This window comes from Hydrogenophaga sp. NFH-34 (assembly GCF_021401345.1).
In the GTDB taxonomy this organism is placed as follows: domain Bacteria; phylum Pseudomonadota; class Gammaproteobacteria; order Burkholderiales; family Burkholderiaceae_C; genus Hydrogenophaga; species Hydrogenophaga electricum.
In genome coordinates this window covers 116606-130163 of record NZ_JACBGE010000001.1, presented here as the reverse complement: position 1 = coordinate 130163, position 13558 = coordinate 116606, and the positions used below count along the sequence as shown (strand labels likewise).

Here is a 13558-nt window from a genome sequence, read left to right as displayed (position 1 = left end):
CCTGCGGGGCGATTGCATGCCCCGTGGTGGGAAGAGAAGAACGGCGCGTGGCCGCGGTAGATGAAGATCAGTATTCGCTGGGCAACAGCAGCGTGGTCACGCTGCGATCCCATTCGGTGATGATCCAAAGCTTCAGGTCGGGCGCGACCTGGTAGGACGAGAACAGCCGATCCTCGCCGGAGCGCAACGCGGCATCGTTCTGCCGCCGGTCGCTGTCGTCGAGGTCGCCCCAATCGCCGCTGAGATGGCGGCAGAGGTACGGGGTCGGGTTGAGCCGGCCCTGCCGGACCAGCGCGTCAATGCCGCAGGTCATGACAAGGTGACCGGGGGCAAAGCGTGCTTGCAACGCCACGTTGAGAACTGCGAATGCCATGGTGTTTCTCCTTCGGATGAAAGAGGGGCCACGGCACCCGGCGGGGTGACATGGCCCCGTTGGGTGGATGAGTTGGTGGATGAAGCGACGGCGAACCGTCAGGGAACAGCGATCAGCGGATGGTCAGCACCTCGCCACACGTCGACGAGCCCGGCGTCATGTCCCAGGCGCGGATGACCGGCACGAACTTGTCGGTCAGGATGCGCGTCTCGGCCACGGTGCCGTCGTCGCGCTCGGTGTACTCCGTCTGCAAGGTCTTCTCCTTGTGCGTGTCGCCCTTGACGACGAGCACGCGGCCCGTCTTAGACTTCACCACGCCGGAAATCGCACCCGCGGCGAGCGCTAAGGCGAGATGCCAATGCGATAACCCTCGCGCCGGGGACCGCAGCGACTGCTGCGCGGCGCCAAGGTGCGTGTCGAGCGTCGGCCAGAGTCCTTGCAGCCGGCCGACTTCATCGGCGAACTGCTCGGGCTCCATCGTCACGCGGTAGAAGTGCTCCGGCTCGGCCGTGGCAGGCACCGTGTACGGCAGGAACGGCCATTCAACCGGCAGTTCCTCCGCTTCGGCGTCGCCTTGCCCGATCTGCAACAGCAGCGCGCGCGTGGCCTTGCACGAATCCGATACCTGGTCACGCTGGCGAACCTTGCGACCGAAGATCACGATTTGCCTGAACTGCGCGTCCACCGCGCGGTAGATGCGCAGCTCGGCGAAGTGCCGGGTCAGCCATCCGACCAGCTCGGCATCGAGCACATAGTGCGGCACGATGTAGATCAGCACGCCGCCGTATTGCAGCAGCGGCAGCGCCTTCTGATAGAACAGCTTTTCCAGCCTGGCGCGGCCCTGGCTCTGGTAGCCGACGTTGCCGTTGGCATCCTTGGACAGGTCGCCATACGGCGGGTTGAGCCACAGCAGGCCGAAACTCTGCCGGCTGATCAGCGTGTCCATCAGGTCGCCGTGGATGCAGCGATCGACCAACTGCCGGGCGTGGCGTGCACGCTCGGCCTCGTACTCGACGGCGAAGGCCTGGACCCGCTCGCGCCCGAGGGCGTGCGCGGCTTCGGCGATCGCCACGCCTTCGCCGGCGCAGGGATCGAGGATGCACAGCGGTCCGGCCGAGGCCTCGGCGGGCGCCAGTGCGGCGAGTGCTCTTTCGAGCGTGGGTTCATCCGTGGGGAAGTACCCGTTCTTGATGAAGTTGCGGGCGAGCCGCGGGAACATGAGGGCCATGGGAATCTCCTGAAGATGAAGGGATGCGGACATGCGCGCGTGCATGTCCGGTGAAGGAACCTCAAGCCACCGCTTCGAGCGGGCGGGCCGAGGGCATGCGGCTGACGGGCGTGTCGGCGACCAGCGCACCGCTGCGGATCAGGCCGCCCAGCACCTGGGTCAGCGTCGGCACGTCGATGGCGAGCCGATGGCCTTCCAGGGGACCGAGGGCGAACGGCAGGCGCGTCAGCATTGACTTCGCCTGCAGCAGCTCCAGCACGCCATCGCGCCAGGGATCGAGAAGCGGCAGCGGGCAGGTGTCCCGCACCAGCCTCCACATCCGGTCGAGCCGGTGCGCGGAGCCGCGGGGCAGGAGCGCCAGCGCGCTGGCGTTGGCCTTGTCGGGCTTGACGCAGCGCCGATCGAACAGCCAGATGTTGGTCAGCGAGCCGAACAGCGTGCGCCGGTAGGCGCGTGCGCTGCGCTTTTCCAGGTTCTCGACGTTGCCGACGAAGACCGGGATGCTCGCGCCCTGCTCGGTGATGACGTGGAACTGGTCCAGTCCCTGCTCGTCCCGGCCCAGGGTGAGGCGGGCCAGGAATCCCTGGACGGCGGTGTCGCGCGACCAGAGAGAGATGAAGACCAGGTTGCCGTTCTCGTCACCGACGACGCCATCGGCCATCAGGTCGGGGCATTCGTCGATGCGATAGAGCGTCTTGGGGGAAGAAGGTGCAGGCATGGTGATGTCCTCGAAGTGAGCGGAGACAGCACCACCCGCTAGGGCAGTCACTGCCCCAGGGGGATGAAAGAAGACGCGGTGAACGTCGTTGTGAAGAATCAGACCGTGCGTCGCAACGCACCGTAGCCTTGAAGGTCTGGGCTACCTGGGCATGTTGTCGGCTACGCCGACGGACACGAGTCATAGCCTGCGCCAAGCTGCGTACACCGCGTGAGCGAAAAACCGACCCGGCGCCCAACCCTGTTTGCGCTGGCGCATCGCCCGCGGCGCCGGAAGGACGGCCGCAAAAGAAAACCGCCCCGGGGACACCGAGGCGGCAAAGATGACTGCTTGGCTCAGGGAGGAAAAGCCAGGGAGGTATGCAGTCGAATCTCGATTTTCGAGGCAGCCGCGAATTGCCGCATTAGGGTTACACCGAACCAAATGGAACACGGTGCGCTGGCAGCACAGCACCAGCCAAAAAAAAGCGGACCATGCCGTGAGGCACGATCCGCTTGTGGGTCAGGCTTTGAGCTGGCGTAGGCCGTCCGCGAGCAGCCACAGCGCCCGGTTGAGCCGGACGTTCTGGTCGATGCCCTGGACGGCTCGCGTGCGCTGCCGGCGCCCGTTGGCAGCACGGCCGCTCAGGCCGCCCTTGACCAGGTTCTCCTGGACTCTGTTGAAGACAGTCCACAGGTCGGCGCGGTTGTCGTCGTAACGACGGGGCCGCAGGATCTGGGTCTCCGTGATGGGCAAGGCCTTGCCCGAATCGTCGTACTTCAAGGTCAGCGCCGACCTGGCGAAGACCTCGGCCTCGCCGTTGTCCAGCGTGATGCCCTGCATGGCGTCGCGCGAGTCCTGCACGCGCTCGAAGCCGTGCAGCACCTCGTAGGCGCCTTCGATCACGTGATCGGTGACGTTGCCCTTGTGGGGCACCCGCACGTCGGCGAAGGTGTCGCCGCACACCAGGCCGTTGTGGCAGACGAATCTGAACAGGCCCGCGAGCATCTGGTAGCTGCTGCTGCCGTCGTGCGAGTTGAGCAGGATGATCTCGTTCGCCTCGGCACCGTTGATCTGGCTGGCGTGGCGAAGGCGCAGCATGTGCTTGGTGTAGTCGCGGCGGTCCTCGTGCCGCACGCGGGTCTGGCACACCATGAACGGCTGGAAGCCTTCCTTGCGCAGTTCAGTCAGCACAGCCGCCGTGGGGATGTAGCTGTACCGTTCGGAGCGGCTTTCGTGCGGGGTGTCCGCGAAGATGGACGGGGCCACGGTGCGAATCTGATCATCCGACAGCGGATAGTCGGCGCGCAGCACCGGGGAGCGAAAAGCGAAGCGGGAAGCGAGTTGCATGATGATCTCCTTGCGGAATGAAGCAATCGGTATCCAGCGGCCGAGGCCGGATGCGCGGATTGCATGGGACGAAGAAAAGCCCTGCTGAACAGGGCCTGATGGAAGGGATGAAGAAGCGCGTCGCTGGGAAGCGGCCTATGGGTTCTGAACCGGCTCCCAGCCTCGGCTATGCGGGTTGAAGCAAAGCGCTTCCTGGCCTTTAAGGATCGGCGTGAAGCCTTCGAGGAAGATGTAGCGCAAGTACAGGGCGCGGTAGGTCAGTGCCTGCCACGCCTGTTCTTCGCTCAGGCCGTTGGCGATGAAGTGCTCGCGCAGTTCGTCGTCGTCGGAAACCTCGTTGTTGGCCAACTGGTCTTCGACGAAGCGAAGCAGCTCGGGCGGCAAGGACGACATGAGGGTGTCCATGTGCGCCTCAGTCGGTGGCTGCATCGCCGGCCGCTTTGCGCGTCGGCTGCTGGTGGAAGGCATGCACCCTTGCGCGCCAGGTGGCGCAGCGCTGCGGCGCCATGTCGAGATAGCGCAGCGGGCACGAGTAGTAGTACGGGTGCTCGGCCTCGACCAGGAACTTGTAGCCCCATTCGCGGCCCTCGCTTTCCAGCAGATGGCAGCCGATCAAGGTGGCCGACTCGCCGGGTGCGAGACCCAGGACACCGGCCTGCTTGGCGGTGACGCGCACCACCGTCCACAGCACGTTGCCGACCAGCGTGTGGTCGATGACCTCACTGCACGACCGCTCGGTTTCCTCGGTTGCGGTCAGCTCGCGGATCAACTGATCGCGCGTCAATCGAACGAATGTCCAGCCCATGGAATGACTCCTGTGAGAAAGGGCCGGAGTCCTCCCGCCGGGGAAGGAGCCCCGGCGGGTGGTGGAAAGCCGCAGGCATGCGGCGTGAAATGGCGATGGGATCACACCCTGGCGAGGTGCCAGTCCTGGGACAGCGGAGCGAACTCGTAGCCCAGGTCGCCGAGGCGGTCGCGCTGCTGGCGCAGCACGCGCCGATCCACGGTGGCATCGAGCTTGACGACATCGCCCAGCGGCCAGAGTGTGTCGAACAGCGCCGCGTCGCCGTCGTCGTCCGCATGGGCCGTAGCCTCGGCAGACGCAGCAGCCGGCTCGCTGCCGAACGGCGTGGTATCGACCAGCGGGTCGCGCGAGCTGCGCGCCTTCTTCCGGCCGGCCGCCTTGGGGGCGGTCGTCGGCGTCGGCGTGGCGGTCTGCGCTTCCTCGTCGATCGGATCGACTTCCTGCGGACTCAGCCGGCGGGCGTCGTCACGGCTCAGGGCGTCGATGTTGGACAAAGTCATCCCACCCAGGAGGGCGCGGATCTCGATGACCATGCGGCCGTTGGCGCTGTACGTGGACGGGCGAATCTCCGCGATGGCGAAATCGCCCTCGTACTTGCCTTCGGCGTACTGGTCGAGTTCGGCGTTCTTCACGACGAACTCGCCGATGGAGGTCGCAAGGCGCCCGACGTTGAAGTCGCCGTTGCGGCCGTGGATGGTCTTGATGGCCAATTGGCCGGGAATGGTGATCATGAAGAACTCCTGCGGACGAAGCTGCGGTCACGCACACGGCCGTCATGGTGACGGTCGCATGCGCACGCGAGTGGGAGAAGACAAGGCCCTGGGCTCAATTCAGAGTCAGGGCCTTGCGGATCAGAACGACTCGGCAACTTCCAATGCGGGCGCATCGGCAGTGGCTTCATCGGCAGCTTCAGCGGCGGGCCTGGCGGGCTCGGACGCAGCGGCTTGCGGCTCGGCGGACGTCGCGGGGACATCCGTGGCGCGCACGTCGCGTTCGTCGCGGTCGTCGGCGTCGGTCGGCTTGGGCTCGGCCTTGTAGACGAGCTTGCCATCGACCTTGATCCAACTGACGAACAGCAGGCGGGCCTTGAGGCTAACGCCCTGCTCGCCGGCACGCTTGCCCTTGGAGTAGGTAAAGGTGTCGGTCCACAGGTCGCCCAGGCGGAAGCCGATCATCACCTTCTTCTCGGCATCAACCGCTTGGATGCAGCGGCGCACCAGGTGCTGCGCTTCGGAGCCCGAGACGCGCGTGTCGAAACGCACGTAGGCCACATCATCGCTGGGGCCGTTGAGCGCCGCGATGTCGCAGGCCAGGAACGCATCGCCTTTCTTGGGCTTCACTTCGCGGATGCGATTGAGATACCCGAGTCCGGTGATGTGCAGGTCGAAGAAGGACTTTTCGGTGGAAGTGGTCATGGTGAATCTCCTGAGAACAAAGAGGCGGAGACACACCCGACCCAAGGCGGGGAAGGTGTGGAACCCCCGCGTGGGTTGAAGGAACAGCTTGGGTGGCATCACCATCGGGAGAACCGATGGCCGTTCGCGCTGGGATGCCGGAGCGAACTGGGTGATCAGCGCGGTCGGAACCGCATCGCAGTCTTGAAGATCGAGACTGCCTGGGCATGCTGCTGACGGGTGTCAGCGGAACATGGTGGTAAGCGTGGCGCCTGGCACGCGCCCGCGCGAGCGGCAATCGGTATCCGTGACTCTCCGCATTGCTGGCGCTCTTCAGTCCATTGCGCCAGTGGGGAGCTTGAGCCGACATGCGGCCGGGGCCGCTGAACCAGAAAAAAGAGAAGCCCCCGTGAAGGGGCTGGGAAGCAGGCCAGTCAGTGGCCGGCCGGCGCAGCGGGCATGGGCTGCATCGACAGGTGCGTGGCCGTGGCCGACACTTCGAGGTCGTCCTCGCTGTGCAGGATGCGGGTAAAGACCCGTTCCTGCAGGTCGAAGAACTCGCCGAAGTCGTCGCCGCCGAATTCGGCGCGCGTCAGTTCCCACCAGTCGTCGAACGCATCGACATGGGGGTTGCAGCCCACGGCATAGGCGATCGTCTTGCGCCGTCCATCGGGCTGGCGCTCGCCACGCTCGGCCATGAAATACACGCCCTGGTCCTTGACCAGGATGACGCGGCACTGGTTGGCCGCTGCCTCGGCGAGCACGGGCCGAAGCGCGGCGCCTTTGAATCGAACAGTCATGGAAGTGATCTCCAATGGAGGTACGAGAAAATGGCTTCCCGCCGTGAGGACGGGAAGCCGCTTGGGGATGCAGGGACTCAGTGCTGGACGGGCTTGCGACCGGACAAGCGCTGCACGCGGATGAGGCGCCAGCTCCCGTCGTCGATCAGCCGCTCCAGCACCTGGCCCAAGGTGTCGAAGAACACTTCATCGACCCGCTCGACCAGCTCGCCTTCGCGATGCAGCTCCACCGCGTAGGTGTCGAGGCCGCGTTCGTAGAGCACGGTGACGCGCCCCTGGAACTTCGCCGAAGCGACGGTGAGGCCGATGGCCGGCGGCGTGGCGATGATGTTGCTGGGGCTCGGATCGACCACCGTGAAGTCCCGCGCGCCGGCATCCACCAGCAGGTGCGTGATGCGGCGGAATCCATCGGGCGCGGGCAACTGCTCCAGTTGGTGGATCAGCTCCTGCAGCTCGGGGCACTGCGGCTCGGGGATCGGCAGCTTGGCCGGCGCGGAACCCAGGGTGAGCCGCTTCACCGTGTGCGGCTGGCCGTCGGCGGTGAACTCAGTGCTCTCCTCGGGCGTATCCGCGCGCAAGCCGTCGAAGCGGCGCCGCGCATACGGTTCGACCTGCACCTTGGCGCCTTCGTCGGGCACGTCGGTGACGAGGGCCTTGTCGAGCACCGCGAACTCGGCCCGCCCCGTCTTGACGACGATGGCCTCGTCGGTGGTGGCGATGACCTTGCCCTCGAAGGGCTTGGGATCAACGTGGAAGCCCAGCGTCGAAACCTTGGGCTGGCCGTCGAAGATGTTGAACTTGAAGCTGCGGACGTTGGCAGGCACGTGGCCGCGAACCAGCGTCGGCATCTGTGCGCGGATGGCTTGGGTATCCATGGAAGACTCCTTGTGGCAACCAAGGGACTTCCGCCCGCAAGGGAGGTGTGTCCCTTGGGGGTGAGGTGGATGGACGCGACATGCGCCCGGAGAAGGAAAAGCAACCAGCACGGCGAACCGTGCCGCAGCCTCGAAGGTCTCGACTGCCTGGGCATGCTTGCCGGCAACGCCAGCGAACATGCGAGCAGCATGCGTCAGGCGTGGGCCAGCGTCGCGGGGGAATCGGCACTGCGCGGCCACCGGCTTCGTCCAGAAAGAGAACGAGCCCCGCGTGGGGGCTCGAAAGGTGGTGTCAGTCGTCGTAGATCGGCAGGCCGTCCAGCACCTGCGCATCGGCATCGAAGATCAGCATGCGCACGTCGGCGAGCGCGGCCAGGTGCAGCACGTGCACGAGGGATTCCGGCATGCCCTTCTTGCGATGCTCCTGCATCAGCCGCTTGGCCGTGATGCCTTCGACCGCGCGCAGGTTCTCGTCGGTCCAGGGCGTGGCGATCAGCTTCAACCCGATGGCCGGGCTGTACGGGATGCGGAAGGCGACGAACAGGAACAGCGTCGGCGTGGCGATGTCCGCAAGCTCGGCGAGGAAGCGATGCGCGTCGGCGTCGAGGTGCGCGCTGCTGATTTCCCAGCACCGGCTGTAGTAGCCGGTTTCATAGCGCAGGCGCCGCACGACTTCCCGCGCTGCTTCTTCGGAGTAAGTGTCGCCCACGTGCAGCGGCTTGCCGTCTTCCTGGGCCATCACGGCATAGACCACGTTGCGGGCGAGCCCGTGGCTGCGGCATTGCGCCTGCAACTCGTCGGGGACCGCCTGGTCCTCGGTGATCAGCACGAAGTCGTCCGAGAAGATGCAGGCCCGCCGTTCGACCTGGCTGTCCGGTAGATTCGACTGCGAAGGATGCAGCGGCAGGTAGGTCAGCGGGCAGTCGTCGTCGTAGGAGATGGCGAGCAGCCGCTGGACGGACAGGCCGTCGTAGCCGCGGACAAAGGGATTGTTGTTCGAGTAGGACATGGGATTTCTCCAGCAGGGGATGGCCGAGGCAATCCCCTGCTGGGGATTGAACCCCAGCGGGTGGATGAAGTGGCAGCCGGTCAGCCGGCAGCGGTAGAGGACGGGTCGCCCAGCGCCTTCAACAGGTCGAGCAGGCCGCCATTCGCAAGCTGGTACAGGCGGTTGTAGTCGTCGCCGGTCGGCGCCTGCTCCAGGCGATCCAGGCGCGCATCCAGGTTGAGGATGCTCTGGTGCACGTTGCGGGCGATGCTCAGCGCGGAAGGTTTTCCGGCCGGCTTAGGTGCATCGAGCACCGAAAGGACTTCAGCGGGCGATGGGTAGCGGCAGTCGGGTCCGTACTCGACCGGGAACACCTCGCGCCCGGTCAATCCGGTATTCGGGGTTCCGCTGCTGACACGCAGCACATACTCGTCGGGCACATCATTGCCGGCGTAGTCGAACACCACGATGCGCGGCTTGCGCACGTCGGCCGGCCAGCCTTCAAGGATGACCGCATCGATGTCGTCGTCGGTCACGAGCAGACCGATGGAAAAGTCAGGGGACATGAATCACTCCTTTCAAGAAAAGGAGGGACATGGCCCCATGCAGGGACGCATGTCCCTCGTGGGGTGGGAAGAAAAGAAGAACGTCGGCAGGCCGCAGCGCGGCTCACCAGCCGTTGTAGTTCAGCGTCAGGTCGGCGATGACCTTGCGCCGTTCCAGGTCGAGACCGCCCAGGTCGGACAGACCCTCGAAGCCGCAACGCTTGAGCATCGCACCGCCCTCGCGGGCGTTGTAGAAGCTCACCATCGCGGACAGGAACATCCGCTGGCCGCTGCTCAGGACGCCGAGGGCATCGTTGAGCATCAGCAGCTTCGGCCGCAGATCCCACTTGGTGGTGGCACGCTGCAGGCCTTCGCGGGTACCGTCGCCGAACCATTCGGCTCCGGCGATGTCGACGCCGCGTTTCCACGCCTCGAAGAAGGCTTGGGGCGCGGCGGCGAAGTGCTGGTGTTCCAGCTCGATCTGATCAAGTACCTCTTGAGGCAGGGCACGGTTCATGACATGGGCTCCTGGTGGTTGGACATCACGGGTGGAGGCGCTGCTGCCAGCGGCCCGTTTGCAGGGCGTGCTCGGCGGCGTGGTGCGAGCGGAAGTAGCTGACCGACTCGCGCGAGACCGGGCCGTCCGCATCGGCGGTGCCGATGTAGTGGCCGGCCGCGCTGCACAGCACCTGCAGGGGCAGGCGCTTGCCGACGTAGGCCAAGGCCTGGTAGCCGATGGATTCCGCGCGGGCCTGTTCAGCACTCAAAGGTGCCGATGCGAACGCAAGGGACATGGGGTTCTCCTGGTGGTTGAAGACCGGGAGCACCACGCCCTGACGGGAGCGGATACCTCCCGAAGGGTTGAACATGAACGGCATCGGCGTTGTGAAACGCCTGTCCGCGGTGGTCGATGCGAAGCGGACTGGTGGGTCGCACGAGAGGATTCCCGCGGCAGCCGAAAGACCCAGGCTGCTGGCATGTGCTGATCAGGTCAGCAACACGTGCCGCAAAGGATCACGCTGGGGCGCGTTCTGCGTCACGGGGGAATCGGTTCCCGCCTCGTCCCTGATTGCTGCTGGGTGCTGCCCAATGATTCGATAAATGTTGTATTATTGAATCATGAACGAGACCCAAGCCATTTCCGCCCTGGGCGCCCTGGCTCACACCCAGCGCCTCCGCGTGTTTCGAGCCCTGGTCGTCGCCGGCCCCGAAGGGCTCACGCCCAGCGTCCTAGCCGACCAGCTCGATGTGGCCCGCAACACGCTGTCCTTCCACCTGAAGGAGCTGGCCCATGCCGGCCTGGTCAGCATCGAACAGCAGGGCCGCAACCTGATCTACCGCGCCGACTTCGCCCACATGAACGGGCTGCTCGGCTACCTGACCGAGCACTGCTGCCAAGGCGGCGTGTGCGAGGCCAACGAATCCACCCGCGCCTGTACCTCCTGCTGAAAGGAACCTCCATGAAACGCTTTCACGTCCACCTGCATGTCGATGACCTGGACCGCAGCGTCGGCTTCTATTCCCAACTGTTCGCCGCGCAGCCGGCGCGCATTGAAAGCGACTATGCGAAGTGGATGCTCGAAGATCCGCCGGTCAATTTCGCCATCTCCACGTGCGGCAGCAAGCCGGGCATCGACCACCTGGGCATCCAGACCGACGACGCCGACGAACTCGCCGCCCTGAAGGCCCGCGCGCAGGCCGCTGATATGGCACTGCTCGACGAAGGCACTACGACCTGCTGCTATGCGCGCAGCGAGAAACACTGGATTACCGACCCGCAAGGCGTGGCCTGGGAGCACTATTACACGCTGGGCAACATCCCCGTATTCAACGAAGCGCCGCAGCCCGCGCCGGGCACCGCTCCGGCTTGCTGCGCGCCGATGGATAGCCGGTCTACCGCGAAGCAGGCTTCTTCCTGCTGCTGACGCGAGGCGCGCATGACGACTGAAAAAACCTACAACGCGCTGTTCATCTGCACCGGCAATTCGGCGCGTTCCATCCTGGCGGAAGGCATCCTCGACGAGCTGGGCCAAGGGCGATTCCACGCCTATTCGGCGGGGAGCCACCCCAAGGGCGAAGTCCACCCGCTGGCGCTCGCCACGCTGGAGCGCCTGCACCTGCCGACGACCGGCTACCGTAGCAAGAGCTGGGACGAATTCGTGGCGCCCGGCGCGCCGGTTTTCGATTTCATCTTCACCGTCTGCGACAACGCCGCCGGCGAGGTGTGTCCCGTTTGGCCAGGCAAACCGGTCTCGGCCCATTGGGGCGTGCCCGATCCGGCCGCCGTCGAAGGCAGCGAGGAACAGCAGCGCAAGGCGTTCATGGACGCTGCGTTGACGCTCAAGCGTCGCATCGAGCTGTTCCTGTCGCTGCCGCTCCAACGGCTCGATGCCATGTCGCTCCAGCACGAGCTGCGCGCCATCGGCAAGCAGTGACGTAGCGCGATGGCCATACAGACTGAAGCCGTTGCCGCCACGCCATCGTTCTCGATGAGCATCTTCGAGCGCTACCTGACGGTGTGGGTACTGCTGTGCATCGTCGCCGGCATCGCCCTGGGCCAGTTCGCGCCCGGCGCATTCCAGGCCATCGGTCGCATGGAAGTGGCCCAGGTCAACCTGCCGGTCGGCCTGCTGATCTGGATCATGGTGATCCCGATGCTGCTCAAGGTGGACTTCGGCGTGCTCGGCCAGGTCCGCCAGCACTGGCGCGGCATCGGCGTGACGCTGTTCGTCAATTGGGCGGTCAAGCCGTTCTCGATGGCGCTGCTGGCCTGGCTATTCATCCGCCACGTCTTCGCCGACTGGCTGCCGGCCTACCAGCTCGACAGCTACGTCGCCGGCCTGATCCTGCTGGCCGCCGCGCCCTGCACGGCGATGGTGTTCGTCTGGAGCCGGCTGACGGGCGGCGACCCGATGTTCACGCTCTCGCAGGTGGCTTTGAACGACACCATCATGGTGTTCGCCTTCGCGCCCATCGTCGCTCTGCTGCTCGGCCTGTCCTCGATCATCGTGCCGTGGGACACGCTGCTGATCTCGGTGGTGCTCTACATCGTCATCCCGGTCATCATCGCCCAGGTATGGCGCCGCTCGCTGTTGCGTCGTGGACAGGCAACATTCGACCGGGCGCTGGAACACATCGGCCCGCTGTCCATCGCCGCGCTGCTGTTGACCCTGGTGATGCTGTTCGCCTTTCAGGGCCAGGCCATCCTGCAGCAGCCGCTGGTGATCGCGATGCTGGCCGTGCCCATCCTCATCCAGGTGTTCTTCAATTCCGGCCTGGCCTACTGGCTCAACCGCCGTGTCGGCGAGAAGCACAACATCGCCGGCCCCTCGGCGCTGATCGGTGCGTCCAACTTCTTCGAGCTGGCCGTGGCGGCCGCCATCAGCCTGTTCGGCTTCCATTCCGGCGCCGCGCTGGCCACCGTGGTTGGCGTGCTGATCGAGGTGCCCGTGATGCTGCTGGTGGTGCGTGTGGTCAACCGTTCTCGCGGCTGGTACGAACAGGCCCCGCGCAATGTGATCAGGCATCCGGCATGAGCACCATCACGATCTACCACAACCCGGATTGCGGCACGTCGCGCAACACGCTGGCGCTGGTCCGCGCCAGCGGCATCGAGCCCACCGTCATCGAGTACGTGAAGGTGCCGCCCGCCCACGAGACCTTGAAGGCGCTATTTGCGCGGATGGGCATGCGCGTGCGGGATGCGTTGCGCGTCAAGGGCACGCCCTACAAGGAACTGGGCCTGGATGCCGCACATTGGAGCGACGACCAGTTGATCGACCAGATGCTGGCGCACCCGATCCTCATCAATCGGCCAATCGTGGTGTCTCCCTTGGGCGTGCGGCTGTGTCGCCCTTCGGACATGGTGGTCGATTTGCTGCCGAAGCGGCCAGCGGAAGAGATACGCAAAGAGGACGGCACGTCGCTCCTGGTGGACACGTCGATCGCCGGCAGCGACCCGGACCTTGCGCTGGCGCTGCATGAGGCCGGTCTTCCCACCGACGACCTGACCGAGCCGGGGCGTCGCTTCTTTGCCTATGCCACCGTGTCAGGTGAGCGCGTGGGCTTCGGCGGCTTCGAGCACATGGACCGGGACGTACTGGTGCGCTCCCTGGTGGTGCTGCCACAAGCACGCCATCGCGGCATCGGCAGCGGCATGCTCGCGCTGTTGCTGCGCCGCGCCTTCGATGAAGGCGGACGCGAAGCCTGGTTGCTGACGACGACGGCAGCGCCGTTCTTCGAGCGCGCGGGCTTCAATCCCGCGGAACGCGCTGCCGCGCCAGCGGCGATCCTTGCCACACGGGAGGCCGCGAGCCTGTGCCCTTCGAGTGCTGCGCTGCTCAGCCGCCACATGACGTTGTGATGCAGTCTCACAAGACTGTGCCGGAGCGGGGATGAATCCGCTGATGGAACAAGCGCCGAAGGTCACTCAGACCTTCGGCTGGAGAGGAATCAATCCACCTGTGGGCTGCAAGCAGGCCAGGCTGTCGTCAAAGCCATTCG

Annotated in this window: 19 protein-coding genes; 5 read left to right on the top strand and 14 right to left on the bottom strand. The window is 65.5% G+C overall.

Translation table 11 applies throughout. From position 1 onward, the window contains the following. Positions 1–67: 67 nt before the first annotated feature. The 14 genes from L0977_RS00675 to L0977_RS00610 form a co-directional block, all read right to left on the bottom strand. On the bottom strand, positions 68–373 hold the full coding sequence (locus tag L0977_RS00675) for a hypothetical protein (protein ID WP_096450706.1): 306 nt from the start codon (positions 371–373) through the stop codon (positions 68–70). 112 nt (positions 374–485) lie between these two features. After that, positions 486–1601: a DUF6094 domain-containing protein gene (locus L0977_RS00670; protein WP_096450708.1), complete on the bottom strand. Its 1116-nt coding sequence runs from the start codon at positions 1599–1601 to the stop codon at positions 486–488. 61 nt (positions 1602–1662) lie between these two features. Then, complete coding sequence (locus L0977_RS00665) at positions 1663–2319, bottom strand: hypothetical protein (protein ID WP_096450710.1); 657 nt, start codon at positions 2317–2319, stop codon at positions 1663–1665. Positions 2320–2820: 501 nt separating this feature from the next. Beyond that, positions 2821–3648 carry a DUF932 domain-containing protein gene (locus L0977_RS00660; RefSeq protein WP_096450712.1) on the bottom strand — a complete coding sequence of 276 codons (828 nt, stop codon included), beginning with the start codon at positions 3646–3648 and terminating at the stop codon, positions 2821–2823. A 135-nt stretch (positions 3649–3783) separates the two neighbouring features. Beyond that, positions 3784–4053, bottom strand: coding sequence for a hypothetical protein (locus L0977_RS00655; protein ID WP_096450714.1), 270 nt, complete (start codon positions 4051–4053; stop codon positions 3784–3786). A 7-nt stretch (positions 4054–4060) separates the two neighbouring features. Continuing rightward, positions 4061–4453, bottom strand: a complete 393-nt coding sequence (locus tag L0977_RS00650) for a hypothetical protein (protein WP_096450716.1) — start codon at positions 4451–4453, stop codon at positions 4061–4063. 101 nt (positions 4454–4554) lie between these two features. Then, a complete protein-coding gene (locus L0977_RS00645) occupies positions 4555–5184 on the bottom strand; it encodes a DUF3275 family protein (protein ID WP_096450718.1) in 630 nt (209 codons plus the stop codon). Positions 5185–5304: 120 nt separating this feature from the next. Further along, positions 5305–5868, bottom strand: a complete 564-nt coding sequence (locus L0977_RS00640) for an STY4534 family ICE replication protein (protein WP_096450720.1) — start codon at positions 5866–5868, stop codon at positions 5305–5307. A 413-nt stretch (positions 5869–6281) separates the two neighbouring features. Further along, the gene (locus L0977_RS00635; protein WP_096450722.1) at positions 6282–6647 is read right to left on the bottom strand and encodes a DUF3085 domain-containing protein; all 366 of its coding nucleotides are present in this window, start codon (positions 6645–6647) and stop codon (positions 6282–6284) included. 77 nt (positions 6648–6724) lie between these two features. Then, positions 6725–7522, bottom strand: a complete 798-nt coding sequence (locus L0977_RS00630; protein WP_096450724.1) for a GTPase — start codon at positions 7520–7522, stop codon at positions 6725–6727. A gap of 292 nt (positions 7523–7814) precedes the next feature. Next, positions 7815–8531: a DUF5983 family protein gene (locus L0977_RS00625; RefSeq protein WP_096450726.1), complete on the bottom strand. Its 717-nt coding sequence runs from the start codon at positions 8529–8531 to the stop codon at positions 7815–7817. An 80-nt stretch (positions 8532–8611) separates the two neighbouring features. After that, positions 8612–9076 (bottom strand): hypothetical protein, encoded by a 465-nt coding sequence (locus tag L0977_RS00620; RefSeq protein ID WP_096450728.1) that lies wholly within the window; start codon positions 9074–9076, stop codon positions 8612–8614. 103 nt (positions 9077–9179) lie between these two features. Then, a complete protein-coding gene (locus L0977_RS00615; protein WP_096450730.1) occupies positions 9180–9572 on the bottom strand; it encodes a hypothetical protein in 393 nt (130 codons plus the stop codon). A gap of 25 nt (positions 9573–9597) precedes the next feature. Further along, positions 9598–9849 (bottom strand): hypothetical protein, encoded by a 252-nt coding sequence (locus L0977_RS00610; RefSeq protein WP_041701432.1) that lies wholly within the window; start codon positions 9847–9849, stop codon positions 9598–9600. A 325-nt stretch (positions 9850–10174) separates the two neighbouring features. Between L0977_RS00610 and L0977_RS00605 the strand changes: the two genes are divergently transcribed. From L0977_RS00605 to arsN2, 5 genes are read left to right on the top strand one after another with little or no spacing between them, the layout of a single operon-like run. Next, a complete protein-coding gene (locus L0977_RS00605; protein WP_096450732.1) occupies positions 10175–10504 on the top strand; it encodes an ArsR/SmtB family transcription factor in 330 nt (109 codons plus the stop codon). An 11-nt stretch (positions 10505–10515) separates the two neighbouring features. Then, a complete protein-coding gene (locus L0977_RS00600; protein ID WP_234262732.1) occupies positions 10516–10980 on the top strand; it encodes an ArsI/CadI family heavy metal resistance metalloenzyme in 465 nt (154 codons plus the stop codon). A gap of 12 nt (positions 10981–10992) precedes the next feature. Continuing rightward, positions 10993–11490, top strand: a complete 498-nt coding sequence (locus tag L0977_RS00595) for an arsenate reductase ArsC (RefSeq protein WP_096450736.1) — start codon at positions 10993–10995, stop codon at positions 11488–11490. A gap of 9 nt (positions 11491–11499) precedes the next feature. Then, entirely contained in the window at positions 11500–12591 is a 1092-nt protein-coding gene (gene arsB / locus L0977_RS00590) for an ACR3 family arsenite efflux transporter (RefSeq protein ID WP_096450738.1), read from the top strand. Next, on the top strand, positions 12588–13418 hold the full coding sequence (gene arsN2, locus L0977_RS00585; protein WP_096450740.1) for an arsenic resistance N-acetyltransferase ArsN2: 831 nt from the start codon (positions 12588–12590) through the stop codon (positions 13416–13418). Before arsB ends, arsN2 begins: the two co-directional genes overlap by 4 nt. Positions 13419–13558: the final 140 nt, after the last annotated feature.